The sequence below is a fragment of the Amycolatopsis sp. YIM 10 genome, from assembly GCF_009429145.1.
In the GTDB taxonomy this organism is placed as follows: Bacteria; Actinomycetota; Actinomycetes; order Mycobacteriales; family Pseudonocardiaceae; genus Amycolatopsis.
Genome location: NZ_CP045480.1, coordinates 9850058 through 9872658, shown reverse-complemented (window position 1 = coordinate 9872658; position 22601 = coordinate 9850058). Strand labels below are relative to the sequence as shown.

The following is a 22601-nucleotide window of genomic DNA, read 5'->3' as shown; positions in this document are numbered from 1 at the left end:
CGGAGCTGGTAGTTCGTTTTGTAAACTAAGGGCGTCTTCAACTAGTCTGCGCGCGTGAGCACCTTCGACGAGCTGACCGCGGTCCTGCTCGCGGTCGCCGACCACACCAGCTCGCGGATGGAGCGCACGCTCACCGAGTTGTCCCTGACCGCCCCGCTCGCACAGGCGCTCTACGCGATCGACCCGGAACAGCCGCCGCCCGCCATGAAAACCCTCGCCGAGCGGCTGCGCTGCGACCGCTCCAGCGTCACCTTCCTGGCCGACCGGCTGACCGAACGCGGGCTCGCCGAGCGCGTCCCCGGCCACCGCGACCGCCGTTCGAAGGCGCTCCAGCTCACCCCGGAAGGTGTGCGCGTGCGCGCCGCGATGCTCTACGCGGTGACCGAGGCGTCCCCGCTGGCGCGGCTGAGCGAGGCCGACCAGGAGACGCTGCTGCTCCTGCTGCGCCGGGCGCTAGCCGCGGCAGAGTGACAGCGCGACCGGCCGGAAGTCCAGGTTCAACCTAGGGCGGACCAGGTCGCCGATCACCTGGCCGAGGCTGGCCGACCAGTTCTGCCCGGCCGAGATCAGCAGGTGCCCCGGCTGCCCCAGCGCCAGGTTCAGCGCGTTCATCGCCGACCACGACCAGGTCCGGTCCGCACTCCACAGCAGCGAGACCGGCAGCTCGCGCCGCCGCAGGGCCTCGAGCGCCGGGCGCAGCGCCGAGGCGCCGGTCGAATCGAGCAGCACCAGCCGCCGCACCGTGTGCAGGGTGGCGTGCGCGGTCCGGACGGCGACCGCGCCGCAGAGCCCGTGCCCGACGAGCGTGACCGGTTCACGGAGCCCCGCCGAATGTAAAAATTCGGTCACCCATTCCGGGTCGCTGCCCGGTCGCTCGGGAGCGAACACCCGAATACGCCGCGTAGTCATCGCTTCGAGCGCCGGCCGGAACGCGGCGCCCTGGTCGTGCAGAAACACCACCGGCGTTCCGATGCCGCCCGTGGTGTAGCGAACCTGGCGACCACGGACCGTGGTTGTGAGTTCTTCCAGTCCCATCAGACGTCCCCCTCGTATCGCTTAGAGGAGGCGCGAAAGCGGCCGCAGATACCACCAGGAAATAACCCCGACGGGTGACACCGAGTGGGTGAGCTGGCATTATGCCGTCACCGTGGTCGGGGACGAAGGGAGCACGGTGAGCACACAAGCCGCCCAAATCGACGACATCCGATTGGTCGCACTGCCGAGTGCGGTCAGCTGTTCGGCGATGTTCGTCCGGTTCACCCTCGGGGAATGGTCACTCGATCCGTTGATCGATCGTGCCGAGGAACTGGTCGCCCAGCTCGTCACCGCTTCCGTCGAGGGCGCCGCCCCGGAGAGGCCCGGCTTTGTGCTGGTGCGGCTCCAGGTACGCGGCGACTGCCTGGTCATCGAGGTCGAGGACGGGCAACCGCCGGAGACCGCGCCCGAACTGGACGGCGATCACGCCGGCGTCGAACCGCTGCGCGGTGGTGGCAAGCGCATCTGGTGCGAGCTGCCGCTGCCGATCGGCATCACCGCCGGCGCGGTGGCGCTGCCCCGTCGCAACGTCCACCGCTCGTCGGTGCCGGAACCGCTGATGACCGGCGAGCCGATCGGCGCGGATTCCGACTTCCTCGGCCGCATCCTCACCGGGCTGACCCGGACCGAGGCCTGATCCCGAGCACCACGCACGCGGCCGCGACCGCTCCGGCCGCCGCCGCGCCCAGCGCGAACAACGGCGACGGTTCGTGCTCCAGCAGCACCGAGGCGAACAGCCACGCCGTCACGCCGAACACCGCGCCCAGCACCGGTGCGGCGAGCTTCGCCGCACGCCACCGGCGTCCCTGCCGCAGCGTGCGCAGCCCGGATTCGAGGTAGGCGGCGGCGAACAACGCGATGAGCAGGCTGCCCGCGCCCAGCGCGCTGGCCAGCGGGTGCTGCTCGGTGCGCAGGGTGAAGCGCCGCACCTCGACCGGCTCGCCAGGCCGGGACAACCGCAGCTCACCGGTCACCGCGCCGCCGACGATCCATCTCGACAGGCCCGGTTGCTCGACCTCGGTGACCAGGCGCCCGCCGTCCGTGGTCTGCGCGGGCGCGGTGGCCGAGCCGAGCGGCACGTTCGCCACCGACATGCCGAGCGTGACGTCCACCGGCCCGTCACCGGCGTCGCCGGCCTCGATGGTGATCGGGCGGCTCAGGTTCACCGTGGCCGGTCCCGGCAACGGCACACCGGCGACCACGGTCGCGTCGTGGGGCACGTGCGGCAACCGGCTCGGGGAGAGGAACGCGAGCGCGGCGAGCGCCAGCAACGCCGCCGCCGCACCGAAAACCGGCCACCGCGGGCCGCGCGTGATCGGCCGGGGTGTGGTCAGCGTCGGCGATTTCGGCACCAGGTGCGGGGTGGCCAGCGCCGCGAGGACCCGCGGTGTCAGGTGCAGCACCGGCACCCCGGACCGCTCCAGCCAACTCGGTCCGTAGACCGCCGTCGCCGCCGAGGCGAGGTCCGCCGCAAACGTTTCCGCCTCGCGATATCGCCCGGGCAGCTCCCGCGCGATGCTGCGCATGACCACCGACGCCAGCGGCTCCGGCACACCCTTGATCGGCTTGGGATCGGTGAACATGTGCTGGCGCATCATGCTCAGCGCGCCTCGCGTGTTGTCGAACGGGATTTCGCCGCTGAGCAGTTCGTAGAGCACGGTTCCGGCCGAGTAGACGTCCGCCGCCGGGCTCAGCGCGTTGCCCATCGCCTGCTCGGGCGCGATGTAGGCCGGGGTGCCCTGCACCTCACCGCCGTGCGTCACCAGGGTGGCGCCCTCGCTGATCACCTGCGCGATGCCGAAGTCCGCCACCTTCAGCACACCGCCCGCGCTGAACAGCAGGTTCTTCGGCTTGACGTCGAGGTGCAGTACCCCGGCGGTGTGCGCGGCGTGCAGCCCGGCGAGCGTGGCCAGCAGGATCGCGCACGCCTGCTCGCCGGTGACCCGCCCGGCCGCGAAGCGGTGGTAGACCGTGCCGCCGTCGAGCTTCTCCATCACCAGCAGGCTGCCGCGACCGGCACGCACGTAGTCGTAGACCGGCACGATGTGCGGGTGGTCCAGGCTCGCCAGCACGCGTGCCTCGTGGTCGAACCGGTCGTTCAGCCCCGGCTTGCCGGCGATCTCGGCGGGCAGCTGCTTGATCGCCACCTGGCGCCCCAGCGAGCGGTGGATCCCGGCGTAGACCACGCCCATGCCCCCGGAGCCGATTTCCGCGCCGATCCGGTACTGCGGCAGCGCCGCGCTCAGTGCGGCCGGGGCGGTCATCCGGCGTAGCCCTCGGTCGCCGAGTCGATCGGCCTGGTGGTGAGGGGGATGGTGTCGGTGTCGTTGTCTGGCTGGGTGTGCGGGGTCAGGTATCCGAGCAGCAACGCGATCGCGGCCGCGCCGAGCACCACCGGCACCTCCAGCGCGGGTTCCGGCGGCATCACCCGCAGCACGGAGAGCGTCACGACCGCGGTCAGCCCGGTGCCGAACCCGGCGGGCAGGAAGCGCAGGGCCCGGCGGGCGCGACTGCGCGGGAGCCGGTGCCTGGCCAGCGCGAGCAGCGCGGTGGCCCAGGCGAGCGCGGTCAGCGACAGCACGGCGAGGCCGAAGATGCCGTACACCGACCAGAACGAGCCGCGGATGTCGGTGACCAGCGCGGCGCTCGCGGCTAGTTCGCGGTCGGCGTCGAGCAGTTCGACCGAGCCGGGCAGCAGGCCCATCGCCTGGCCGTCCAGCTCGGCGAGGTCGAGCACGAGCGTCCTGGTGACGCGGGCACCGGCGGGGACTTCGAACGGGATGGTGGTGTCGTAGGAGAAGAAGGTCAGCGCCAGCGCCACGCCGGAGACCCGGACGCTGCGCACGCGCACCGGCGCGGTGCCCCGGTTGATCGCGGTGAGCCCCAGTTCCACCGGTTTCGCCGGGTCGATGGTGACTGTGCGGCCCGCGATGTCCTGGCCGTCGACGGTCACCGCCACGGCCAGCGGCTCGTCCTGCGCGGCCGCGGGAATTGTTCCGATGAGTGAAAAAACCGCGGCGGAGACAACCGCGGCGGTGATGATGCGTCTCATCCGGTGGTCCCAGCCTCAGGTTTGCCGACAGTGCCGAAAATGCTACAACACAAAAGGAACGCGGTATGCGGAAGCTCCTTGCCTCATCAGCGCTTTTTGGCCTCGTTGCGGGGTTTTGGCTGACCGGGACGGCGTATGCGCAGGCCCCTTCGGTGAGTTTGAAACCGTCCAGCGGAATGGCAGGTAGTCAATTCACCATCGGCTGGTCAGGATTTGGAAAATGTCGCACAATAACGTTTTCCTGGGACGGTGCCGCGCTGGCTTCGGTGGTCGCTCCGGCGTCGAGCGGTTCGGTCGGCGCGGCCGTGCCCGCCGGGGCCGCGCCCGGTCCGCACACCGTTCAGGGCGTGTGCGCGTCACAGGAGTTGAGCGCCTCCGCCGTGTTCACCGTGCTGGGGCCGACCACGACCAAACCGCCGGTGACCACGACGAAGCCGCCGGTGGTGACCACCAAACCTCCTGTGGTGACGACAAAACCGCCGGTGACGACAACAACCACGACCACCCCGACGACAACCACGACCACCACCACGCCGGTGGAGATCGAGACGCCGGAATCGGTGACTGAGGAGCCACCGCCACCCGCCGACGGTGTGCTCCAGCTCGACCGGGCCAGCATCAATCCGGGTGATCCGCTGGTCGCTTCCGGCATCGGCTGCGATCCGGGCGCGAACGTGGAACTGACCTCGGAGGGCGAGCGGGTGGGGCGCGCGGTCGCCGACGGCGCGGGCGCTTTCGGCACCCTCATCGAGTTCACCCGGATCGAGCCGGGGAAGCACTGGGTGCTGGCCGACTGCGGCATCCGGCTGGCCGGCGCGGTAGAGCAGACGCTGACGAGTTCGACCGGCGGTGGCAGCGCCGCGTTGGTGGTGCTGGTGTTCTTCGTGCTGGCCGGGATCACCCTGGTGCGGGTGCGCTGATCAGCCGATCGGGTGAGGTCCGGTTGACTGCTCGGGTGATTCGCCGTGTGCCCGTGGCGGCGAAGCTGGGTTCCTCAGCAACGAGGGAGGGGCCCGATGGGGAAAAGAACGGCCGTGTTCGCCGGACTGCTGGCACTGTCCACAGTGGCCGGTTTGGGCACGTCGGCGGTCGCGGCGGGGGATCCGGCGGTGGTCCGCACGGACGCGGGGGCGTTGCGCGGCACGGTGACCGAGCAGGTGCGCACGTTCCAGGGGGTGCCGTACGCGGCTCCGCCGGTCGGTGAGCTGCGGTGGCGCGCGCCGCAGCGGGTCCAGCCGTGGACCGGCGTCCGCGATGCCACCGCGCCGGGCAGCGTCTGCCCGCAGGAGGCGAATCCCGAGGCGCCGAACGGGAGCACGAACGAGGACTGCCTGTACCTCGACGTGACCACGCCGACCGGGGGCGCGAAGCGGAAGCCGGTGGTGGTCTGGACGCCCGGCGGCGGATTTTTCATGGGCGCCGGGAGCAACTACGGCGCCGCGCGCATGGCCGAGCGCGGGGACGCGGTGGTGGTGACGATCAACTATCGCCTCGGCATCTTCGGTTTCTACGGTCAGCACGGCCTGCCCGGCTCCGGCACCTTCGGCCTGCAGGACCAACAGGCTGCGTTGCGCTGGGTGCAGCGCAACATCGCCGCTTTCGGCGGTGATCCCGGCAACGTGACGATGGCCGGGGAGTCGGCGGGCGGGATGAGCACCTGCGCGCAGCTGACCTCGCCGTTGTCGGCCGGGCTGTTCCACCGCGCGATCATGCAGAGCGGTTCGTGCGATTTCGACTGGGCGGACGCGAGCCAGTACCCGGGCCAGAAGGCGGGCTCGTACTGGGTTCCGCGGGACCGGATCCAGGCCGACGGCGACGCGATGGCCGCCGAACTCGGCTGCGCGTCGGTCGACTGCCTGCGGGCGCGGCCCGCGGCCGACCTGATGAGCCAGTTCACCCGGTTCACCAGCTCGGCGACGGGCACGCCGGTGCTGCCGACGGACCCGGGCGAGGCGTTGCGCGACGGACGGTTCCACCGCGTGCCGGTCATCTCCGGCAACAACCACGACGAGGCGCGGAGCTACCTGACCGCGTTCGACGGCGGGAAGATCGACGCGGCGAAGTACCAGGAGCTGCTGGTCGACATGGCCGGGCCGGAGCAGGCGGCACGGATCGCGGCGGAGTACCCGCTGTCGGCCTACGAATCCCCGGCGCACGCCTGGGCCGCGGTGACCACCGACCGGATCTGGTCGTGCACGCAGCTTTCGGCGGGCCGGAAGCTGGCGCGCGAGGTGCCGGTGTACGCCTACGAGTTCGCCGACCGGCACTCACCGCTGGCCGAGATGACGCCGGGCCCGATCCCGCTGGGGGCCGCGCACGCGATGGAGCTGCCGTACCTGTTCGCGCTCGGCGGCATCGAGTTCCCGCTCCAGCCGGACCAGCGGCGCCTGTCCGACCAGATGATCGACTACTGGACGGCGTTCGCCCGAAGCGGTGACCCGAACGGCCCTGGTCGTCCACAGTGGACGCCGGAGCGGGCGCTGTCGCTGGCACCGAGCGGGCAGGGGGACATCCGCCCGGTCGACCTGGCCGCCGAGCACCACTGCGGCTTCTGGAAGCCTTGACTTATATAAGCGGCAGCTGAGATAGTCGGGCGGTGCACGCGTTCGACGTTCTCGGCGACCCGGTGCGGCGCCGCATCCTGGAGCTGCTCGCCACCGGCGAGCAGACTTCGGGTGCGGTGACCGCGGTGATCAGCGCGGAGTTCGGGATCTCCCAGCCGGGGGTGTCGCAGCACCTGAAGGTGTTGCGGGAGAACGGGTTCGCGACCGTCCGTGCCGAGGGCACGCGCCGCCTCTACGCCGTCGACGCGACACCGATGCGCGAGGTCGACGAGTGGCTGGCGCACTTCCGCCGGTTCTGGAACCAGCACCTCGACGCGCTGGGCACCGAACTGGCACGAGGCAAACGAGAGCGGCGAAAGGGCCAGTCCAGTGATTGACATCGTCAACGAGATCAACGCGGTGCGCCGCGAAGTCGCCAACCGGCCGGCTGCCGAGGGGGCCGAGGTGCGGGCGCTGCGCCTGACCCGCACCTACAACGCCGAGGTCGAGGACGTCTGGGACGCGCTGACCAGCGAAGAACGCATCGCGCGCTGGTTCCTGCCGATCACCGGTGAGCTGAAAGCCGGTGGCAGCTACCAGTTGGAGGGCAACGCGGGCGGTGAGATCCTCCGGTGCGAGCCGCCGTCGATGTTCGAGGTGACCTTCGGTGACGAGAACAGCATCGTGAAGGTGGAGCTGTCCGCCGGGGAGAACGAGACCACGGTGCTCGTGCTGGAGCACACCGTGCCCGCCGGGCTCTTCCCCGATTCGGGCTCGCTTTCCGTGGGCCCCGGCTGGGACCAGGCGGTGCTCGGCCTCGCCCGGCACCTCGGTGGCGAGTCCTTCGACGACCCCGCCGCCGAGCACGACACCCCGGAGTCGCGCGAGTACGCGGGCGCGTCCGTGAACGCGTGGGTCGCTGTGCTCGAAGGCGAAGGCCGCGTCGAGGCGGATGAACTCAAAACCGCCGCCGCCGCGGCCATGGAGCACTACAACCCGTCGTCCTGAGTGGTGACCACTAAGTCTCGGCGAGGCGTTTGAGGCGGGCGAGCCGGCTGTCCCACGTCTCCGCGAGCCGGGCGAGGCGGCGCGCCGCGGCGGCCAGTCGTTCCGGCCGCACGGCGTACCGCACCTCCCGTGCCCGCCGCCGCCCGGTGACCAGGCCCGCGTTCTCCAGCACGGCGAGGTGCTTCGCCACCGCCTGCCTGGTCACCGGCAACTCGTCCCGCAGCTGCGTGGCGGTCGCCTCGCCGCGGGCGGCCAGTGCGTCCAGGATCGCGCGGCGTGTGGGGTCGGCGAGCGCGGCGTGCACCTCGGCGTCGGGAAAGGCGGTCATGCGAAGGCGGGGGAAGCCAGGGTGTCGAAGCCGCCTTCCCAGCCGGCGGCCTGGTTTTCGGCGTGTTCGGCGCGCTCGGCGTCGCTCAGGGCCAGGTCGCGGAAGCCGCTTTCCACCACGCGCACCCGGGTTCCGCCGGGTTCGGCGGTCAGCGTGAACTCGACCAATGTGGACCCACCTGCCGACGGCGGCTGCCCAGGGGCCACCGCGAGCCGGAAGGAGAACCGGTTGCCGGGCTCGACCGTCTCCACCACCGCGTGGAACTCGCCGTGTTCGGCCCAGCGGAACACCAGCGCGCCACCCGGTCGCAGGTCGACTTCGGCGCCGTCGAAGGCGTACCAGGCCCGCAGGTGCTCGGGTTCGGTGAGCAGCGCCCACACGCGTTCGGCGGGTGCTTCGACGAACACTTCGCGCTCGATCTGTCGCGGGACCACGTCCGCACCTCCGGCGTCGACTATGTGCAACTCCAGAGTTGCACGAGAGTCATCGCAGGCGCAACCCCCGGGTTGCTTAATCCACAGTGGACGTACGGGCGCCGTTGAGCGAGTCGAGGCCGGCCAGGGTGAGGTCGGCGGCGCGGCGCACGGCCTCCTGGGTTGCCTGTCGGTCGTCGCCGCGGCCCCGGCTCGCCGCGATGGCCAGCTTGATCGCGCCGACCAGTGCCCCGACCGTGGCGGCGGCGTCGACCAGGTCCAGTTCGGCCGGGCAGGCGCGGTGCAGTGCCTGCGCGATCCGCCGCTGCGTGTCGAACAGCAGGTGCAGTTCCCGCGCCTGCAGCGCGGGGACCGACGCGATCAGCTGCGCCCGGTCGTAGTCGGTTTCGTCGGCGACGCCGAAGACGCTCTCCTCCAGCACACGCCGCAGCAGCTGGCCGATGCCTTCGCCGGGGTGCCGCTGGTTCAGCAGGTCCAGCGACCGTGCGAGCCGCGCGCGCTCGTCGTAGAAGACGATGTCGTCCTTGCTGTCGAAGTAGCTGAAGAACGTGCGCGTGGAGATGTCGGCCGTCGCGGCGATCTCGGCGACGGTGGTCTCGTCGAACCCCTTGTCGTGGAAGAGCCGGAGGGCGCCCCCGATGAGCGCCTTGCGGGTGCGCAGCTTCTTGCGCTCGCGCATCCCCAGCTCCAGCTCGTTCTCCACCCGCGCGAGCCTAGTGGGCAATCCCGATTAATCGTACCGACCGTGATTGCGGCGTGACTTCCGATCTCCGGGCCGGGGTCGGTGATCATCCCGATGTGCCGCGGCGGCACGGCTCATAGCTTCGGCCCATGAGAAAACGAACCATGGCGGCGGGCGTGCTGGCCGCCTGCACCGCACTCGCCGCACTCGCCGCACCGGCCGCCACCACCGCCGCCGCGACCGAGGCCGGAACCGAGTCCGCGTTGCCGGAACCGGGTGGCCGGTACCCGGTCGGCGTCACCGAACTGCATCTCGTCGACCACGCGCGCCAGGACCCGTGGGTGCCGGGCGCGGTCCGGGAGCTGATGGTCACCGTCCGCTACCCGGCCCTGCCCAGTGGAAAGCCGTTCGCTCCGTACATGCCGCCCGGCGTCGCCACCGCGGCGGCCGAAGAGGACGGTGGCCTGATCGGCGTCGACCCCGCGCGGTTCGACTACGAGTTCGCCACCCACTCCCGCACCGGCGCCGCCGCCTTCGGGCACCAGCCCGTGCTGCTCTATTCGCCGGGCGCCAAGCAGTCGCGCGCGCTCGGCACCGCGCAGGCCGAACACCTGGCAGGCAAGGGTTACGTGGTGGTCGCCATCGACCACACGCACGAGGCGGTGGCGGTGGAGTTCCCCGGCGGCCGGGTGGCCGAACACGCCATGCCGCCGCGTACCATCGAGGTCTCGAAGCAGATGATGGCGACCCGGGCGCAGGACAGCAGCTTCGTGCTGGACCAGCTGGAAGTGCTGGCACGCGGCGGAAATCCGGACGCCGGGCAGCGGCGGTTGCCGCCGGGGCTCGGCCGGGCGCTGGACCTCGATCGGGTCGGCGCGTTCGGCCATTCGGCGGGCGGGTTCACCGCCGGGGAGACCATGGTGGCCGACCGGCGCGTCGACGCGGGCGTCAATCTCGACGGCAGCATGGCCTACCACCAGGGGAACAGGGACTTCGGCCGCGTGGCGAACGAAGGTCTGGACCGGCCCTTCCTGCTGATGAGCGCGGGTGACCACAGCGCGGCGTCGGACCTGTCGTGGCAGGAGTTCCTGCGCCACCATCGCGCCTGGGTGCGTCAACTGCACCTGCCCGCCGGGGAGCACTTCAGTTACACCGATCAGCAGGTGCTCGTGCAGCGGCTCGGCGTGGACGCCACTCCGTTCCTCGGCACGGTCGACCCGGCACGCAGCATGGCTTCGCAGCGCGCCTACCTGACCGCGTTCTTCGACGAGCACCTGAAGGGCCGGCCGCAGTCGCTGTTCGACGGGCCGTCGCCGCGGCATCCCGACTTCGAGTTCAGGGGCTGAGCACGGGGTCCGGTGGAATCCGGTCCCGGTCGATGGTGAAGGTGGCGAGGAAGTGGTTCGCGGTGACGCAGTTCGTGCCCTCGCCACCGGTCGCCTTCGCGGTCAGCGCGGTGCGGTCGACGACCAGCACCGCGGCCAGTTCGGCACAGCCGGTCAGCACGAACGCGAACCCCCGGCGACGCTGCGGTGGGGAGCTTTCCAGCGTGGCGCCCGCGCGCACCAGGTTCGTGCTGCCCGCGCGTTCCAGTGCCCGGTACAGCTCCTGCGCCTGGTCGGTGCCGAGTTCCGCGTGCCGGAGGTCGACCGGACGGCTGCCGAGCGGGATGAACTCCTCCAGCGTGCCCGGCCCGTCGGGCGCCAGTGGCGGCTTGCCGCCGATGGTGCGCACCCCGCGCACGGCGTCGGCGCTGACGGTGAACTGCGCGATCCAGCCGTCGGCCTGGGCGCAGTCGACCTCGTCCTCTTCGGTGAAGCGGGCGTGGAGATCGTCGCCGGTCCGGACCAGTTCGGACCGCTCCGGCAGCGTGCAACCGGCGCCGGAGACCACCACGTAGTTGCTGCCGGGCCGGGCGGTGACCTGGTGCCCGAGCGCCGAGCCCTGGCCGTACCAGCCCTGGAACACCCCGGTGTCGATCGGCCGGTCGCTGATCGCGCCGCCGGCCTCGGGCACCCCGGGCACCAGCGCGACGTCGGCCCGCAGCGCATCGCCGTCGGCACCGCACCCCGGCAGGACAAAAAGCACCAGCGACAGCAGCACCCGAGCGGTTTTCATGCCACCAGGACGGAAACAGCCGACTACGCGGTTGCCTGCTCGGACAGGTCGGCCAGATCGAGCACGAACCGGTAGCGGACGTCGTTGCGCCGCAAGCGGTCGAGTGCCTCGTTCACCTCGGCCGACGGCAGGAGTTCGATGTCGGCGGTGATGCCGTGTTCGGCGCAGAAGGCCAGCATTTCGGCGGTCGCGGGCAGGCCGCCGCTGCCCGCGGAGCTGAGCTTCTTGCGCCCCACCAGCAGATCCAGCGTTTCCACGGTGACCGGGCCGAGGTAGCCGACCTGGCTGAGCGTGCCGTCCATGGCGACGAGCTTCAGGTAGGGCGCGAGGTCGTGCGGGGCCGAAATCGTGTCGATCACCACGTCGAACCGGTTCCCCGCCGTGGCCATTTCCGCCGCGTCCGTGGAAACGAGGAGATCGCGGGCACCGAGTCCGGCGGCGTCCTCGGCCTTGTCCGCCGAGCGGCTGATGACCGTGGTTTCGGCGCCCAGCGCCACGGCGAACTTGACCGCGAGGTGCCCGAGGCCGCCCAGTCCGGCCACGGCGACCCGGCTGCCCGGCCCCACTCCGAGGTGGCGCAACGGTTCCCACACGGTGATCCCGGCGCAGAGCAGCGGTGCCGTCGCCGCGGGATCGAGGCCGGCGGGCAGCGGATGGGCGAACCGCTCGCGGACGACGTACTCGCGGGAGAAGCCGCCCAAGGTGGTCGAACCATCGTGGCGATCGGTACCGCCGTAGGTCAGCGTGGGGAACTCGTGGCAGAAGTTCTCCTGCCCCGCCCGGCACATCGCGCATTCGCCGCACGAGTCGACGATGTTGCCGACCGCGACCGGGTCACCGGCGGCGAACCGGGTGACTTCGGAGCCGACCGCGGTGACCACGCCGGTGAACTCGTGCCCCGGCACCAGCGGCGCGGTCCCGGTGTGCGCGCCGAGGCTGTGCAGGTCGGTGTGGCAGACCCCGCAGTAGTCCACGCGGATGGCGAGGTCGCCGGGACGCAGGTCGCGCCGTTCGAGCCGGACGCGGCGCAGGACCTGGCCGTCAGCCTGCCAGCCGAGGGTGGGGCGCATGGCGACTCCTTTAAACAGACTGTTCGGTCTATTTAACCGTAGCGAGCCGGTCACCACTAAGCAAACCAACTGTTCTGTTTGGTAGGTTGACCAGCATGGATGAGCCCTCCCTGACCGCGCGCGGGGCAGCCACCCGGCAGCGCATCCTCGACGCGGCCACCCGGGAGTTCGCCGAGCACGGCATCGCCGGTGCCCGCGTCGAGCGCATCGTGGCCGCGGCACGCACCAACAAGGCGCAGCTCTACGGCTACTTCGGCAGCAAGGACGGCCTGTTCGACGCGATCTTCTTCGGCTCGCTGGAGCGGATCACGAACGTGGTCCCGATCGACGCCACCGACCTGGCGGACTGGGCGGTCCGGCTCTACGACGAGTACCTGCGGCGTCCCGACCTGATCCGCCTGGCCACCTGGGCCCGCCTGGAGCGGCGCCCGGCGGGCCATCTCGTCGCGGACGTGGACCGCCTCGATCGGGTCAAGCTCGACGCCATCGCCGACGCCCAGGCCGCGGGCCTGGTCCGGGACGGCGATCCGTTCGACCTGATGGCGATGGTCATCGCGATGTCGATGGCGTGGTCGCCGGTCAGCAACGTCTACGCGGCCACCGCGGACGAACCCGGGGAGGTCCACGACCGGCGTCGCGCGCTGCTCCGGGAAAGCGTCCGGCTCGCGACGCGACCAGGCTGAGCGGGGTTTCCCGAAGCCAGGACCTCGCCCATCCGAAGCTGTAGCATCAGCGGGGCCAGCGCGGTCGCCGTCGTCGACCGGATCGCTGTCCTGCTATTGGGAGGTAGCTGATGCACACCCCGTCCGCACAGTCCGCTCCGCAGTCGCTGGAGCCCGGCGACCCGGTCCGGGAAGCGGTGCTCCGGGCCGCCACCGCGCCGCTCGGCGAGGTGTTCGGTGATCGCGTCCAGGTGGTGGCGGACCGCCTCACCCGGGTCGGACCGTGGGTTTTCCTGCAGGGCAGCATGCACGGCCCGGACGGTGGCAGGCCGAACTTCGCCGGCACCGCCTACGCGGCGCGCCAGGCCGACGGTGTGGTGTCCGACGTCTACGTGGCACTGCTCCGCAAGGAAGCGAACGCCGTCACCGACGCGCGGTCGTGGCAGCTGGTCGCGCACGCCATCGGCCCGACCGACGTGGCCTGGCTGACCTGGCCGGACGAGTACGAGGCCCCGCGCGCGGTGTTCGGGTTCTGATCCCGCTTCCGCTGTCCGGCGAGCCGACTCGCCGGACAGCGTTCAGCCGACTCAGCCCGGCGGGGTGAGGACCTTCACCAGTCCGCCGCCGCCGCCCATGCTGATCTGCTGCGAACCGTCCGGGTTGATGTTGTTCGAGCCGATGAACTGACCGTCGCCCGCGTACAGCACGACGTGCCCGCCGCCGTTCGAGATCACCACGTCGCCGGGCTTCGCCTCGGACAGTGGCACCGACTTCCAGCCGTCCGCCTCGAGATTGGCGGTCAGTCCGGCGACCGAGGCGCTGGCCTGGCCCTTGTCGATCAGGCCAGCCGCTTCAAGGCAACCGGAAACGAAGTTCGCGCAGTTGACGTTGTTGGGCACCCACGACTGCATCGCGGGGAGTTCGCCGCTGCCCTTGAGGTCGCCCGCGTTGCGGCCGAGGAACTGCTCGGCGATCTTGGCCGGGTTGTCGCCGCGCGCGTCGATCGGCTTCGCGGGCCGGCCGTCACCCGGCACCCCGGCGGGTGACCCGCCGCCGCCACCGTAATCCCCGCCGCCACCGCTGCTGCTCCCGCCACCGCTGTAGGACGGCGCGTTGCCGCCGTTGCCGACGGGGGTGGAGCCCGCGCTGGACGCGGTGGTGGTGCTGCCGGTGTCGGCGGGCACCAGCGACACGAAACCGTCTTCGATTTCCAGGCCGAGCGGCTTGAGAAGCTCGTCGATCTCCTTCTCGGCGGCGTCGAGCGCCTGCTCGATCTCGTCCTTCTTGCCGTTGGAGTCTTTTTCGTTGAGCTGCCGGAGCCGTTCGATGTCGGACGCGGCCGCCTCGATCTCGCTCTCGTCGGTCGCGCTGTTCTTGCGCTTCCGCGCGGCGTCGATCAGGTTGCGGTTGTCCGCGTCCTTGTCGTTGGCTTCCTGGGCGAGCTGGGCGACCTTCTGCTTGACGTCGTCCAGGATCTCGGACACGCGCTGGAGGATGTTCTTGGCCGCTTCGGCCTTGTCGCTGACCTTGTAGCTGGCCTTGCCGAGCTGTTCGAGGTGGTCGGCGACGGCCTCGGCGTCCTTGCCCTCCCACTGGCGCAGCACGTCGTCGCGGAAGATCTTGAGGTCGTCGCCGAGATCGCTGGCGCTGGTGGCGGCGCCGCCGACCTTCTGCGCCTGGTCGTTGACCGCTCTCGCGTTGAGCTTTTCGGCCTGCTGGGCGTGCTGGTCGATGGCGTCCATGGATTTCGGACGGTCCTGCGCCGGGTCGTCGAGCGGGCTCAACTGCTGTCCTGCGGTGGTCATCGGTTATCCCCTGGTTCCCGTCCTGATCCGATCAAGCCTGCTCGCGGCCGCTGCCGAGGGTGTGGATGACCGCGTCCTCGTCGTTCCGCATGCGCTCGGCGGCGATGGACAGGGCCTGGGAGGCGGACTCGACGAGGTTCTGGGCGGCGGTGAACTCGCTGTTCACGCCGCTGTAGAAGCTCTGCGTCGTCTTGCCGGCGTTGGCCGCGTTCTTCAGCGAGCCGTACGCTCCACCGGGGTCGCCGTCGCCGAGGTCGGTGCCCGCCGTGGCGAAGCGGTCCTTGAGCGCGCCGACCTTCTTGGCCAGCTCGGCGATCTGCTCCGGGTCGAATCGGCGGCTCATCAGTGTCCCTCCAGTGGCTGCTTTGCCGCTTAGTCTAGGAACTCGCCCCCGCCCGCGCGCGCGTTTCGGCAAACGTGACAACAAAGGCGGCGCGGGGTGATTACCGAACGTGAAGTTCGCATGACGCTATGGCGTCAACGGTGGTGGGCCGCCTGGGGCTCGAACCCAGAACCTACGGATTAAAAGTCCGCAGCTCTACCAATTGAGCTAACGGCCCGTACCGGTGAGTCTAGCGGGCCGGGGCCGGGTGCCGAGCAGGGTGGGTCCGGCCGCCGCCGTTCGGGTGTCTACAAAGGACGAACGGGTCGGGTTGACGGTGCCGCGGGGTGGGGCCAGGGTGGGGCGATGAGCGGCGTGGGGGACACCATGGACATGGCCGTGCGCGAGCGCGCCGACTTCGCGGACTTCCTCGCCACCCTCACCCCCGAGCAGTGGGAAGTGCCCAGCCTGTGTGCACAGTGGACCGTGCGTGAGCTGGTCGCGCACACCGTCAGCTACGACGAGCTGAGCTGGCCGGACACGCTCCGCCGGTTCGCCAGGGGCCGCTTCCGGCCCGGCCGGGTCAACGCCCTCGGCGTCGCGGAGTACCTGCGGTCGCCGGATCAGCTCCTCGCCCTGCTCCGCGCGCACCCGCGTCCGCGCGGGCTCAGCGCGGGCTTCGGCGGCATGATCGCGCTGGTCGACACCACCATCCACCACCAGGACATCCGCCGCCCGCTCGGCCTGCCCCGCGAGATCCCGCCCGAGCGGCTCCGCGCCGCGCTGCGTCTCGCGCTCAGGGCCCCGCCGGTCGGCGCGTTCCTGCGTTCCCGCGGCCTCACCATGGTGGCCACCGACGTCGACTGGCGCCACGGCCGCGGCCCCGAAGTCCGCGGGCCCGGCGAGGCGGTGCTGATGGCGATGGCCGGTCGCGGGCACGCCCTGCCCGAGCTGACCGGCCCCGGGCTGCCCGTGCTCACCGCCCGGGTCTGACCCCCGCGAGCCATTCGACCCGGTCCCAGTGCCGGAGGGTGTAACCGGCCTCGGCCAGTGCGTCGACGAAGACCTCACCGGCCTGTTCGAGGGCCGGGTAGACCGACAGCAGGCTCCGCCCGGCCACGCCGAAGTGCGCGCCGTCGACCAGCACGTCCAGCAGGTGCTCGCCGTGCACGCGCTCGGCCACGGCGCGGGCCGTCTCGGCGTCGATCGGCCGGTCCAGGGTGCCGGCCACGACGGTCACGTTCCAGGTCGTCGATTCCGCCGCTCCCGCCGAGGTGTCGAGGTGCGGCCAGTCTTCGGTTCGCGTGCGGGCTCGCGTCATGGTTCCACTTCCCCAGGGGGTGCTCGCCCGTCATCGTGCCACACGGGCGACCCTACGAAAGTCCACAATGGACGTATACCGCATGTCTACAGTGGCTGAACCGGAATCTCCAAGGCCCGCCGGGAAAGATAACGCCGTTCCGGCGGGCCGGGCCGCCGGTCAGCCCTTCGTCGCGTTCACCGGGACGTAGCTGAGGATGAGCAGTCCGGTGTCGTGCGCCTCGACGCCGTTGAAGGTGAACTTCGCCTGCGGCGTGTCGCGGTAGAGCAGCTCCGAGGCCTGCGCCTTGCCCGAGAGCACCGGGTGCAGCCACAGCCGCAGCTCGTCGAGCAGGCCGTTCTCCAGCATCAGCCTGCTGACGTCGCCGAAGCCGTACTGCAGCAGGTTCGTGCCGGACTCCTTGATCTCGCGGATCTTCTCGACCACGTTCTCGCTGATCACCTCGGTGTTCGACCACTCGGGCTCGGTCAGCGTGGACGAGACCACGTACTTCTTGATGTTGTTCATCCGGTCGGCGAACTCGTCGGCCCCGGCGCGCGAGGACCAGGCCGCGGAGAAGCCGTCGTAGGTCTCGCGGCCCATGATCAGCGCGTCGGCCTCGGCGAGCTGGGTGGTGGCGGCCTTCTGGGCTTCCTCGCCGAAGTAGTCGAAGTGCCAGTCCATCATGTTGCTGATGTCGCCGTCGAGGGTCATGTAGGTGGCGTTGACGATCTTGCTCATCGGATGCTCCCGTGGCTCGGTGTCTCGGTGCGTTCGGTGATGCGTCGAGCGGGCCCGCGCCACATCGACAGACTCGACGAACTTTTTCCGTGACTTCCCGGTGACTTTCCGATGACCCTGAGCTACGGCTGATAGCAGAACGTACGTGTGCTTGCCGTTAGGCCATTTGGCCCTTAACTTTTGCCACTAGTCAACATAAGTTGTTCTCATTTCGTCGGAAGAACGATGTCCGTGCGCCGCTAGAGGGACGCCCGGGTCGAAAGGCGAGGCACGTGGCAATGGTGTCAACGATGTCAACGATGTCGCCGCCGGGGCGATACGGCCGCGGGGCGGCCCGAGCCCCGGCATTTCCACTCGACGCCGCCGGGGCCGAACCCCCGGACCGGCCCTGACGAACTCCGCTACCCCGAGCCTCCCCTCGAAGCCTCGAAGCCTCGAAGCCTCGAAGCCCGAATGCCCCGATGTCCCCGAAACGGAGATCCGCCATGGACAAAGCCGCCCAGCCCGCCCGCTCCGGGCTGTCGCGCCGCTCGATGCTGGCCACCGCCGCGGCGGGGGTGCTGATCCCGGGCATGGTGGCCGGTGCCGCCGCCCCGCACGCCGCCGCCGCGGCCGGGGTGACCCGCAAGCTCACCATCTACGCCGAGCCGCTGCCCGGCGGTCAGTTCGGCTACGGCCTCGAACCCGGCAAGGCCTCCATCCCCGGCCCGCTGCTGGAGATCTACGAGGGCGACACCCTGGAGATCGAGCTGGTCAACAACACCGACCAGCGGCTGTCCATCCACCCGCACGGGGTCAACTACGACACCGACTCCGACGGCTCCCCGCTGAACAACTCGTTCAACAAGCCCGGCGAGACGCGGACCTACATCTGGCGCACCCGCACGCAGTACAAGGCGGCCAACGGGTTCTGGATGCCGGGCAGCGCGGGCTACTGGCAGTACCACGACCACGCCATGGGCACCGACCACGGCACCGTCGGCCTGCAGAAGGGCCTCTACGGCGGGCTGATCGTGCGCAAGCGGGGCGACCTGCTGCCGAGCAGGCAGTACACGGTGGTCTTCAACGACATGCTGATCAACAACAAGGTCGCCCCGGACACCCCGATGTTCGAGGCCAACCAGGGCGAGCGCGTCGAGTGGATCTGCATCGGCCACGGCATCTTCCCGCACACCTTCCACCTGCACGCGCACCGCTGGGCGGACACCCGCACCGGGATGCTCAACGGCGAGAACGACCACGCCAACGTGATCGACAACAAGAACCTCGACCCCGGCGCCTCCTTCGGCTTCCAGGTGATCGCCGGTGAGGGCGTCGGCCCCGGTGCCTGGATGTACCACTGCCACGTCCAGAACCACTCGGACATGGGCATGGCCGGCATCTTCCTGGTCCGCAACCCCGACGGCAGCATGCCCGCCGGCGCGCAGGAGGCGATCGACCGGTTCAAGAACCACGACCACTCGGGCCACACCGCCGAGTCCAGTGCGACCGCGCACAACCACTAGTTCCCAACACCAAATAAGGAGTCAGGGATGGGACGAAGAGTTTCGACAGGCTGGTCGAAACGGCGACGATCGGCGGCCATGCTGGCCGTCGGGGCGGTGGTCTCGCTCGCGGCGCCACTGGCCACGTCGGTCGTCGCGCAGGCACAACCCGCCGCGACCGCGGCGGCACCGGTCTCCGTGCTGGTGTTCCACGGTCCGGTGGCGGACCAGAAGGACCCGGTGCAGCGGGCCAGCGACGCGATCGCCCGGCTCGGGCAGGACAACGGCATCGCCGTGACGTCCAGCTCGGACCCCGGCGTGTTCACCGCGGCGAACCTGGCCAACTACCGGGGTGTGGTGTTCCTGTCCGCGCAGGGCGTGACCCTGTCCACGGAGCAGGAAACCGCGCTGCGGAACTACATGAAGGCGGGCGGTGGTTTTGTCGGCCTGTCCGACGCGGCCAAGGCGCAGCCCAACTCGGACTGGTTCACCGGCCTGATCGGCGCGCGCCCGGCCGGCGCCCGCACGGCGATCACCGCCAGCGGCGAGAACCCGCCCAACGAGACCAAGGAAAAGCTGAACGACCGCGACCAGAACACCAAGTGGCTCGCGTTCGCCAAGACCGCCTGGGTCAGCTACCAGCTGCCCGCTCCGGCCAAGCTGACCAAGTACTCGATGACCTCGGCCAACGACTTCGACGGCCGCGACCCGAAGGACTGGACCCTGCAGGGTTCGGCCGACGGCCAGACCTGGACCGACCTGGACAAGCGCACCGGCGAGGACTTCCCCCAGCGCTTCCAGAGCCGGACCTTCGAGTTCACCAACACCACCAGCTACGCGCACTACCGGCTGAACATCACCGCGAACGCCGGTGACACGGCCACCCAGCTGGCCGAGTTCGACGTGCACTACGACAACTCGCAGAACCCGCCGCCGCCGGAGCCCGCGCCGGCCGAGGCCACGGTCAACGTGCTCGACCGCCAGCACCCGGCGAACGAGGGCCTGCCGCTGAACTGGAAGCGGACCGACCGCTGGCTGAACTGGGAAGCCAACCCGGTCGGCCAGGTCCACACCATCGCCCAGGTCGAGGAGAAGGGCTACAACCCCGGTCCGACCGCCAACGGGCCGTTCCACCCGATCTCCTGGTGCCGCGACTACGACGGTGGCCGCTCCTTCTACACCGGGATGGGACGCACCGAAGGCAGCTACGGCGAGGACCAGTTCCGCGGCCACCTGCTCGGTGCGCTGAAGTGGACCACCGGCATGGTGCGCGGTGACTGCAAGGCCACCATCGCCTCGAACTACAAGATCGAGAAGCTGTCCGGGCAGAACGCCGCCGGGCAGATGGACCAGATCGGCGAGCCGCACGGGCTGACCATCGCGCCGAACGGGCGCGTGTTCTACATCGGCAAGGCCGCCTGCGCGACCGGCCCGGTGCCCAGCTGGGACAACCCGAACGTCGGTCTCGGCTGCGGCACGATCCACCAGTGGGACCCGGCCACCAAGCAGGTCAAGCTGCTCACCACGCTCAAGGTGATGGGCAACCGGGGTTCCGGGGACGAGCTGGTGAAGAACGAAGAGGGTCTGGTCGGCATGACGCTGGACCCGAAGTTCGCCGAGAACGGCTGGTTCTACGTCTACTGGATGCCGTACGAGTCCATCGACAAGGACAAGCGGATCGGCAAGCGCACGGTTTCGCGGTTCACCTACGACGCCGCGAAGTCCACCATCGACCAGGCCACCCGCAAGGACCTGCTGTCCTGGGACACGCAGATCCACAGCTGCTGCCACGCCGGTGGCGGCATGGCCTTCGACAAGGACGGCAACCTCTACATCGGGTCCGGTGACAGCAACTCGTCGCAGGGCTCGAACGGCTACTCCGGCAACAACTGGACTGCCGACTACAAGGGCGTCTCCTTCCAGGACGCGCGCCGCACCTCGGGCAACACGAACGACCTGAACGGCAAGATCATCCGGATCCACCCGGAGGCCGACGGCACCTACACCGTGCCGGCCGGCAACCTGTTCCCGCCGGGCACGGACAAGGCGCGCCCGGAGATCTACGTGATGGGCGTGCGGAACATCTCGCGCCTGCAGGTGGACCCGGTCACCAACTGGGTCACCGCCGGCTGGGTCGGGCCCGACGCCGGCTCACCGAGCCCGGAACTCGGCCCGGCGAAGTACGAGACGGCGACCGTGATCACCGAAGCGGGCAACCACGGCTGGCCGTACTGCATGGGCAACCGGCAGCCGTACCGCGACCGCAGCAGCTCCGACGCCGCGGTGCTGACCGGCTGGTACGACTGCAACAACCCGGTGAACACCTCGCCGCGCAACACCGGCCTGGTGAACCTGCCGCCGATCAAGGACAACATGATCTGGTACTCGCCGGACGGCGGCGGCCCGATCTTCCCGAACCGCCCGAACAGCTCCGTGCCGACCTACAACGCCGCGGACGCGACCTACACCCAGCCCTACCTCCGGGGTGGCGGTCAGGCGGTCATGTCCGGCCCGACCTACCACCACGAACTGGTGAACGCCAACAGCGGTGTGGCCTGGCCGGAGTACTGGGACAACAAGTGGTTCATCGGTGACCAGTCCAACTCGCAGAACCGCGTCGCGGTGACGGTGGACCCCAACGGGGTGCCCACGCAGCAGCCGCCCGCCTTCGCCGAGACGCTCCGCCAGATCATTCCCGGCGGCAGCGGCGACTCGAAGCTGCTCAGCTGGATGGACGCCAAGTTCGGCCCGGACGGCGCGCTGTACCTGCTGGACTACGGCAACGGCTTCTTCAGCCTCGACGCCAACCAGAAGCTGATCCGGATCACCTACACCGGCGGGGCGGCCACCCCGGCGCCCGCGGCGACGAACACCAACGTGCAGAGCAAGCCGCTGACGGTGGCGTTCAACGGGCTCAAGTCCGGTGGCGTGGCCTGGGAGTGGGACTTCGGCGACGGCACCATGTCGACCGAGGCCAACCCCCGGCACACCTACACCCGCACCGGTCCGTTCACCGCGAAGCTGACCACCACCTACGCCGACGGCGAGAAGGTGGTCTCGCGGACCACGGCGAACGTCGGCTGCCTGGTACCCGATCCCGGGGCCACGGTGACCGTCGGAGACACCGACACCGGTGTGCCGAACCAGAACGCCGGTGGCGGCTGCAAGGTCGACGACATGATCGACGACGAGAGCACGTGGCCGACCAAGGCCGGCTTCATGGACCACGTCAAGAACGCGACGCGGAACCTGAAGCAGCTCGGCATCATCAACGACAAGCAGCGGGACAAGATCAACCAGGTCGCGCAGGACTCGCCGATCGGAACGCCCGGCCACGTCGGGTACATGTCGATCTACGACGGGACTTCGCTCAAGGGCTGGGAGATGGCACCGTCCGGGGAGTTCAAGATCCAGCCGGACGGTTCGTTGCGGCCCAGCGGCGGGCTGGGCATGCTCTGGTACGCCGGGCAGCAGTTCGGCAACTACTCGCTGAAGCTGAAGTTCAAGGACATCGCACCGCAGGGCAACGCCAACAGCGGGGTCTTCGTGCGGTTCCCCGACCCCCGGATCCCGCTGGACCAGCGGCCGCCGGGCAGCTGCGGCACCACCGGTTCCGCGGCCACGTCACAGGCGTGGGTGGCCATCTACTGCGGTCACGAGATCCAGCTCTACGACGGGACCACCGGCGAACCGCAGAAGACGGGCTCGGTCTACAACTTCGACCCGAACCCGCTGGACGCCGCCGGTGTCACGCCGAAGGGGCAGTGGAACGAGTACGAGATCAAGGTTGTCGGCCAGCACTACACGATCATCCGCAACGGCAAGGTGATCAACGAGTTCGACAACAACCCGGGACTGCAGTCGTCGCGTCCGGGCGACCCGCCGACGGACCTGCGGCAGTTCGCCGACGGGTTCATCGGCCTGCAGAACCACGGTGACAACGACCTGATGGAGTTCCGCGACATCAGGGTGCGGCCGCTGTAACCCCCGGTTGACCAGCCGGCCGGCGCGCGGTGC

Annotated in this window: 24 protein-coding genes and 1 tRNA gene; 12 read left to right on the top strand and 13 right to left on the bottom strand. The window is 70.0% G+C overall.

Going from position 1 to position 22601, the window contains the following annotated elements; all coding sequences use genetic code 11:
- Nucleotides 1–54: 54 nt before the first annotated feature.
- Nucleotides 55–471 (top strand): MarR family winged helix-turn-helix transcriptional regulator, encoded by a 417-nt coding sequence (locus YIM_RS45920; RefSeq protein ID WP_153036301.1) that lies wholly within the window; start codon nucleotides 55–57, stop codon nucleotides 469–471.
- Here the strand turns inward: YIM_RS45920 and YIM_RS45915 are convergent.
- Entirely contained in the window at nucleotides 454–1035 is a 582-nt protein-coding gene (locus YIM_RS45915; protein WP_153036300.1) for an alpha/beta fold hydrolase, read from the bottom strand. The two genes, YIM_RS45920 and YIM_RS45915, sit on opposite strands and share 18 nt — an antisense overlap.
- An 88-nt stretch (nucleotides 1036–1123) precedes the next feature.
- Here YIM_RS45915 and YIM_RS45910 point away from each other — a divergent pair, with 88 nt between their 5' ends.
- A complete protein-coding gene (locus YIM_RS45910; protein ID WP_228004429.1) occupies nucleotides 1124–1672 on the top strand; it encodes an ATP-binding protein in 549 nt (182 codons plus the stop codon).
- Here the strand turns inward: YIM_RS45910 and YIM_RS45905 are convergent.
- Both YIM_RS45905 and YIM_RS45900 read right to left on the bottom strand, forming a co-directional pair.
- The gene (locus YIM_RS45905; protein ID WP_153036298.1) at nucleotides 1644–3299 is read right to left on the bottom strand and encodes a serine/threonine-protein kinase; all 1656 of its coding nucleotides are present in this window, start codon (nucleotides 3297–3299) and stop codon (nucleotides 1644–1646) included. The genes YIM_RS45910 and YIM_RS45905 overlap by 29 nt on opposite strands.
- Nucleotides 3296–4087 (bottom strand): hypothetical protein, encoded by a 792-nt coding sequence (locus YIM_RS45900; protein WP_153036297.1) that lies wholly within the window; start codon nucleotides 4085–4087, stop codon nucleotides 3296–3298. Before YIM_RS45900 ends, YIM_RS45905 begins: the two co-directional genes overlap by 4 nt.
- Before the next feature lie 266 nt (nucleotides 4088–4353).
- Here YIM_RS45900 and YIM_RS49560 point away from each other — a divergent pair, with 266 nt between their 5' ends.
- From YIM_RS49560 to YIM_RS45880, 4 genes are all read left to right on the top strand, one after another.
- Nucleotides 4354–5007 (top strand): hypothetical protein, encoded by a 654-nt coding sequence (locus tag YIM_RS49560; protein WP_228004428.1) that lies wholly within the window; start codon nucleotides 4354–4356, stop codon nucleotides 5005–5007.
- A gap of 96 nt (nucleotides 5008–5103) precedes the next feature.
- Nucleotides 5104–6651, top strand: coding sequence for a carboxylesterase/lipase family protein (locus YIM_RS45890; protein ID WP_228004427.1), 1548 nt, complete (start codon nucleotides 5104–5106; stop codon nucleotides 6649–6651).
- A 32-nt stretch (nucleotides 6652–6683) separates the two neighbouring features.
- Nucleotides 6684–7028 carry a helix-turn-helix transcriptional regulator gene (locus YIM_RS45885; protein WP_153036296.1) on the top strand — a complete coding sequence of 115 codons (345 nt, stop codon included), beginning with the start codon at nucleotides 6684–6686 and terminating at the stop codon, nucleotides 7026–7028.
- Entirely contained in the window at nucleotides 7021–7638 is a 618-nt protein-coding gene (locus YIM_RS45880) for an SRPBCC family protein (RefSeq protein ID WP_228004426.1), read from the top strand. Before YIM_RS45885 ends, YIM_RS45880 begins: the two co-directional genes overlap by 8 nt.
- Before the next feature lie 10 nt (nucleotides 7639–7648).
- Here the strand turns inward: YIM_RS45880 and YIM_RS45875 are convergent, their stop codons facing one another.
- The 3 genes from YIM_RS45875 to YIM_RS45865 form a co-directional block, all read right to left on the bottom strand.
- Nucleotides 7649–7966, bottom strand: a complete 318-nt coding sequence (locus YIM_RS45875; protein WP_153036295.1) for a helix-turn-helix transcriptional regulator — start codon at nucleotides 7964–7966, stop codon at nucleotides 7649–7651.
- Nucleotides 7963–8400, bottom strand: coding sequence for an SRPBCC domain-containing protein (locus tag YIM_RS45870; RefSeq protein WP_153036294.1), 438 nt, complete (start codon nucleotides 8398–8400; stop codon nucleotides 7963–7965). The genes YIM_RS45875 and YIM_RS45870 overlap by 4 nt, the downstream gene beginning before the upstream one ends.
- Before the next feature lie 76 nt (nucleotides 8401–8476).
- Nucleotides 8477–9103, bottom strand: a complete 627-nt coding sequence (locus YIM_RS45865) for a TetR family transcriptional regulator (protein WP_228004425.1) — start codon at nucleotides 9101–9103, stop codon at nucleotides 8477–8479.
- Between the two features lie 128 nt (nucleotides 9104–9231).
- On the opposite strand from YIM_RS45865, the gene YIM_RS45860 reads away from it, so the two are divergent.
- On the top strand, nucleotides 9232–10428 hold the full coding sequence (locus YIM_RS45860) for a lipase (protein ID WP_153036293.1): 1197 nt from the start codon (nucleotides 9232–9234) through the stop codon (nucleotides 10426–10428).
- On the opposite strand, the gene YIM_RS49555 is transcribed toward YIM_RS45860, so the two are convergent.
- Both YIM_RS49555 and YIM_RS45850 read right to left on the bottom strand, forming a co-directional pair.
- On the bottom strand, nucleotides 10418–11200 hold the full coding sequence (locus tag YIM_RS49555; RefSeq protein WP_228004424.1) for a hypothetical protein: 783 nt from the start codon (nucleotides 11198–11200) through the stop codon (nucleotides 10418–10420). The genes YIM_RS45860 and YIM_RS49555 overlap by 11 nt on opposite strands.
- A 23-nt stretch (nucleotides 11201–11223) precedes the next feature.
- Nucleotides 11224–12270, bottom strand: coding sequence for an NAD(P)-dependent alcohol dehydrogenase (locus YIM_RS45850; protein WP_153036292.1), 1047 nt, complete (start codon nucleotides 12268–12270; stop codon nucleotides 11224–11226).
- A 95-nt stretch (nucleotides 12271–12365) separates the two neighbouring features.
- On the opposite strand from YIM_RS45850, the gene YIM_RS45845 reads away from it, so the two are divergent.
- Both YIM_RS45845 and YIM_RS45840 read left to right on the top strand, forming a co-directional pair.
- On the top strand, nucleotides 12366–12953 hold the full coding sequence (locus YIM_RS45845) for a TetR family transcriptional regulator (protein WP_153036291.1): 588 nt from the start codon (nucleotides 12366–12368) through the stop codon (nucleotides 12951–12953).
- A gap of 110 nt (nucleotides 12954–13063) precedes the next feature.
- Nucleotides 13064–13468, top strand: coding sequence for a hypothetical protein (locus tag YIM_RS45840; RefSeq protein WP_153036290.1), 405 nt, complete (start codon nucleotides 13064–13066; stop codon nucleotides 13466–13468).
- A gap of 51 nt (nucleotides 13469–13519) precedes the next feature.
- Here the strand turns inward: YIM_RS45840 and YIM_RS45835 are convergent, their stop codons facing one another.
- The 3 genes from YIM_RS45835 to YIM_RS45825 form a co-directional block, all read right to left on the bottom strand.
- Entirely contained in the window at nucleotides 13520–14737 is a 1218-nt protein-coding gene (locus tag YIM_RS45835; RefSeq protein ID WP_153036289.1) for a peptidoglycan-binding protein, read from the bottom strand.
- A 31-nt stretch (nucleotides 14738–14768) separates the two neighbouring features.
- On the bottom strand, nucleotides 14769–15080 hold the full coding sequence (locus YIM_RS45830) for a hypothetical protein (RefSeq protein WP_153036288.1): 312 nt from the start codon (nucleotides 15078–15080) through the stop codon (nucleotides 14769–14771).
- 141 nt (nucleotides 15081–15221) lie between these two features.
- Nucleotides 15222–15297: transfer RNA gene (locus YIM_RS45825), tRNA-Lys, on the bottom strand.
- A gap of 128 nt (nucleotides 15298–15425) precedes the next feature.
- Between YIM_RS45825 and YIM_RS45820 the strand changes: the two genes are divergently transcribed.
- A complete protein-coding gene (locus tag YIM_RS45820) occupies nucleotides 15426–16052 on the top strand; it encodes a maleylpyruvate isomerase family mycothiol-dependent enzyme (protein WP_153036287.1) in 627 nt (208 codons plus the stop codon).
- On the opposite strand, the gene YIM_RS45815 is transcribed toward YIM_RS45820, so the two are convergent.
- Nucleotides 16036–16380, bottom strand: coding sequence for a hypothetical protein (locus tag YIM_RS45815; RefSeq protein ID WP_153036286.1), 345 nt, complete (start codon nucleotides 16378–16380; stop codon nucleotides 16036–16038). The two genes, YIM_RS45820 and YIM_RS45815, sit on opposite strands and share 17 nt — an antisense overlap.
- Nucleotides 16381–16539: 159 nt before the next feature.
- The gene (locus YIM_RS45810) at nucleotides 16540–17100 is read right to left on the bottom strand and encodes a dihydrofolate reductase family protein (protein WP_153036285.1); all 561 of its coding nucleotides are present in this window, start codon (nucleotides 17098–17100) and stop codon (nucleotides 16540–16542) included.
- A gap of 485 nt (nucleotides 17101–17585) precedes the next feature.
- Here YIM_RS45810 and YIM_RS45805 point away from each other — a divergent pair, with 485 nt between their 5' ends.
- Complete coding sequence (locus YIM_RS45805) at nucleotides 17586–18605, top strand: multicopper oxidase domain-containing protein (RefSeq protein ID WP_153036284.1); 1020 nt, start codon at nucleotides 17586–17588, stop codon at nucleotides 18603–18605.
- A 27-nt stretch (nucleotides 18606–18632) separates the two neighbouring features.
- Nucleotides 18633–22568 carry a ThuA domain-containing protein gene (locus YIM_RS45800; RefSeq protein ID WP_228004423.1) on the top strand — a complete coding sequence of 1312 codons (3936 nt, stop codon included), beginning with the start codon at nucleotides 18633–18635 and terminating at the stop codon, nucleotides 22566–22568.
- Nucleotides 22569–22601: the final 33 nt, after the last annotated feature.

Coding starts and splice junctions, on each gene's coding strand:
- YIM_RS45915 (WP_153036300.1), bottom strand. CDS start 1,035: ATGGGACTGGAAGAACTCACAACCACGGTCCGTGGTCGCCAGGTTCGC.
- YIM_RS45905 (WP_153036298.1), bottom strand. CDS start 3,299: ATGACCGCCCCGGCCGCACTGAGCGCGGCGCTGCCGCAGTACCGGATC.
- YIM_RS45900 (WP_153036297.1), bottom strand. CDS start 4,087: ATGAGACGCATCATCACCGCCGCGGTTGTCTCCGCCGCGGTTTTTTCA.
- YIM_RS45890 (WP_228004427.1), top strand. CDS start 5,104: ATGGGGAAAAGAACGGCCGTGTTCGCCGGACTGCTGGCACTGTCCACA.
- YIM_RS45875 (WP_153036295.1), bottom strand. CDS start 7,966: ATGACCGCCTTTCCCGACGCCGAGGTGCACGCCGCGCTCGCCGACCCC.
- YIM_RS45860 (WP_153036293.1), top strand. CDS start 9,232: ATGAGAAAACGAACCATGGCGGCGGGCGTGCTGGCCGCCTGCACCGCA.
- YIM_RS49555 (WP_228004424.1), bottom strand. CDS start 11,200: ATGAAAACCGCTCGGGTGCTGCTGTCGCTGGTGCTTTTTGTCCTGCCG.
- YIM_RS45850 (WP_153036292.1), bottom strand. CDS start 12,270: ATGCGCCCCACCCTCGGCTGGCAGGCTGACGGCCAGGTCCTGCGCCGC.
- YIM_RS45845 (WP_153036291.1), top strand. CDS start 12,366: ATGGATGAGCCCTCCCTGACCGCGCGCGGGGCAGCCACCCGGCAGCGC.
- YIM_RS45840 (WP_153036290.1), top strand. CDS start 13,064: ATGCACACCCCGTCCGCACAGTCCGCTCCGCAGTCGCTGGAGCCCGGC.
- YIM_RS45835 (WP_153036289.1), bottom strand. CDS start 14,737: ATGACCACCGCAGGACAGCAGTTGAGCCCGCTCGACGACCCGGCGCAG.
- YIM_RS45830 (WP_153036288.1), bottom strand. CDS start 15,080: ATGAGCCGCCGATTCGACCCGGAGCAGATCGCCGAGCTGGCCAAGAAG.
- YIM_RS45820 (WP_153036287.1), top strand. CDS start 15,426: ATGAGCGGCGTGGGGGACACCATGGACATGGCCGTGCGCGAGCGCGCC.
- YIM_RS45815 (WP_153036286.1), bottom strand. CDS start 16,380: ATGACGCGAGCCCGCACGCGAACCGAAGACTGGCCGCACCTCGACACC.
- YIM_RS45810 (WP_153036285.1), bottom strand. CDS start 17,100: ATGAGCAAGATCGTCAACGCCACCTACATGACCCTCGACGGCGACATC.
- YIM_RS45805 (WP_153036284.1), top strand. CDS start 17,586: ATGGACAAAGCCGCCCAGCCCGCCCGCTCCGGGCTGTCGCGCCGCTCG.
- YIM_RS45800 (WP_228004423.1), top strand. CDS start 18,633: ATGGGACGAAGAGTTTCGACAGGCTGGTCGAAACGGCGACGATCGGCG.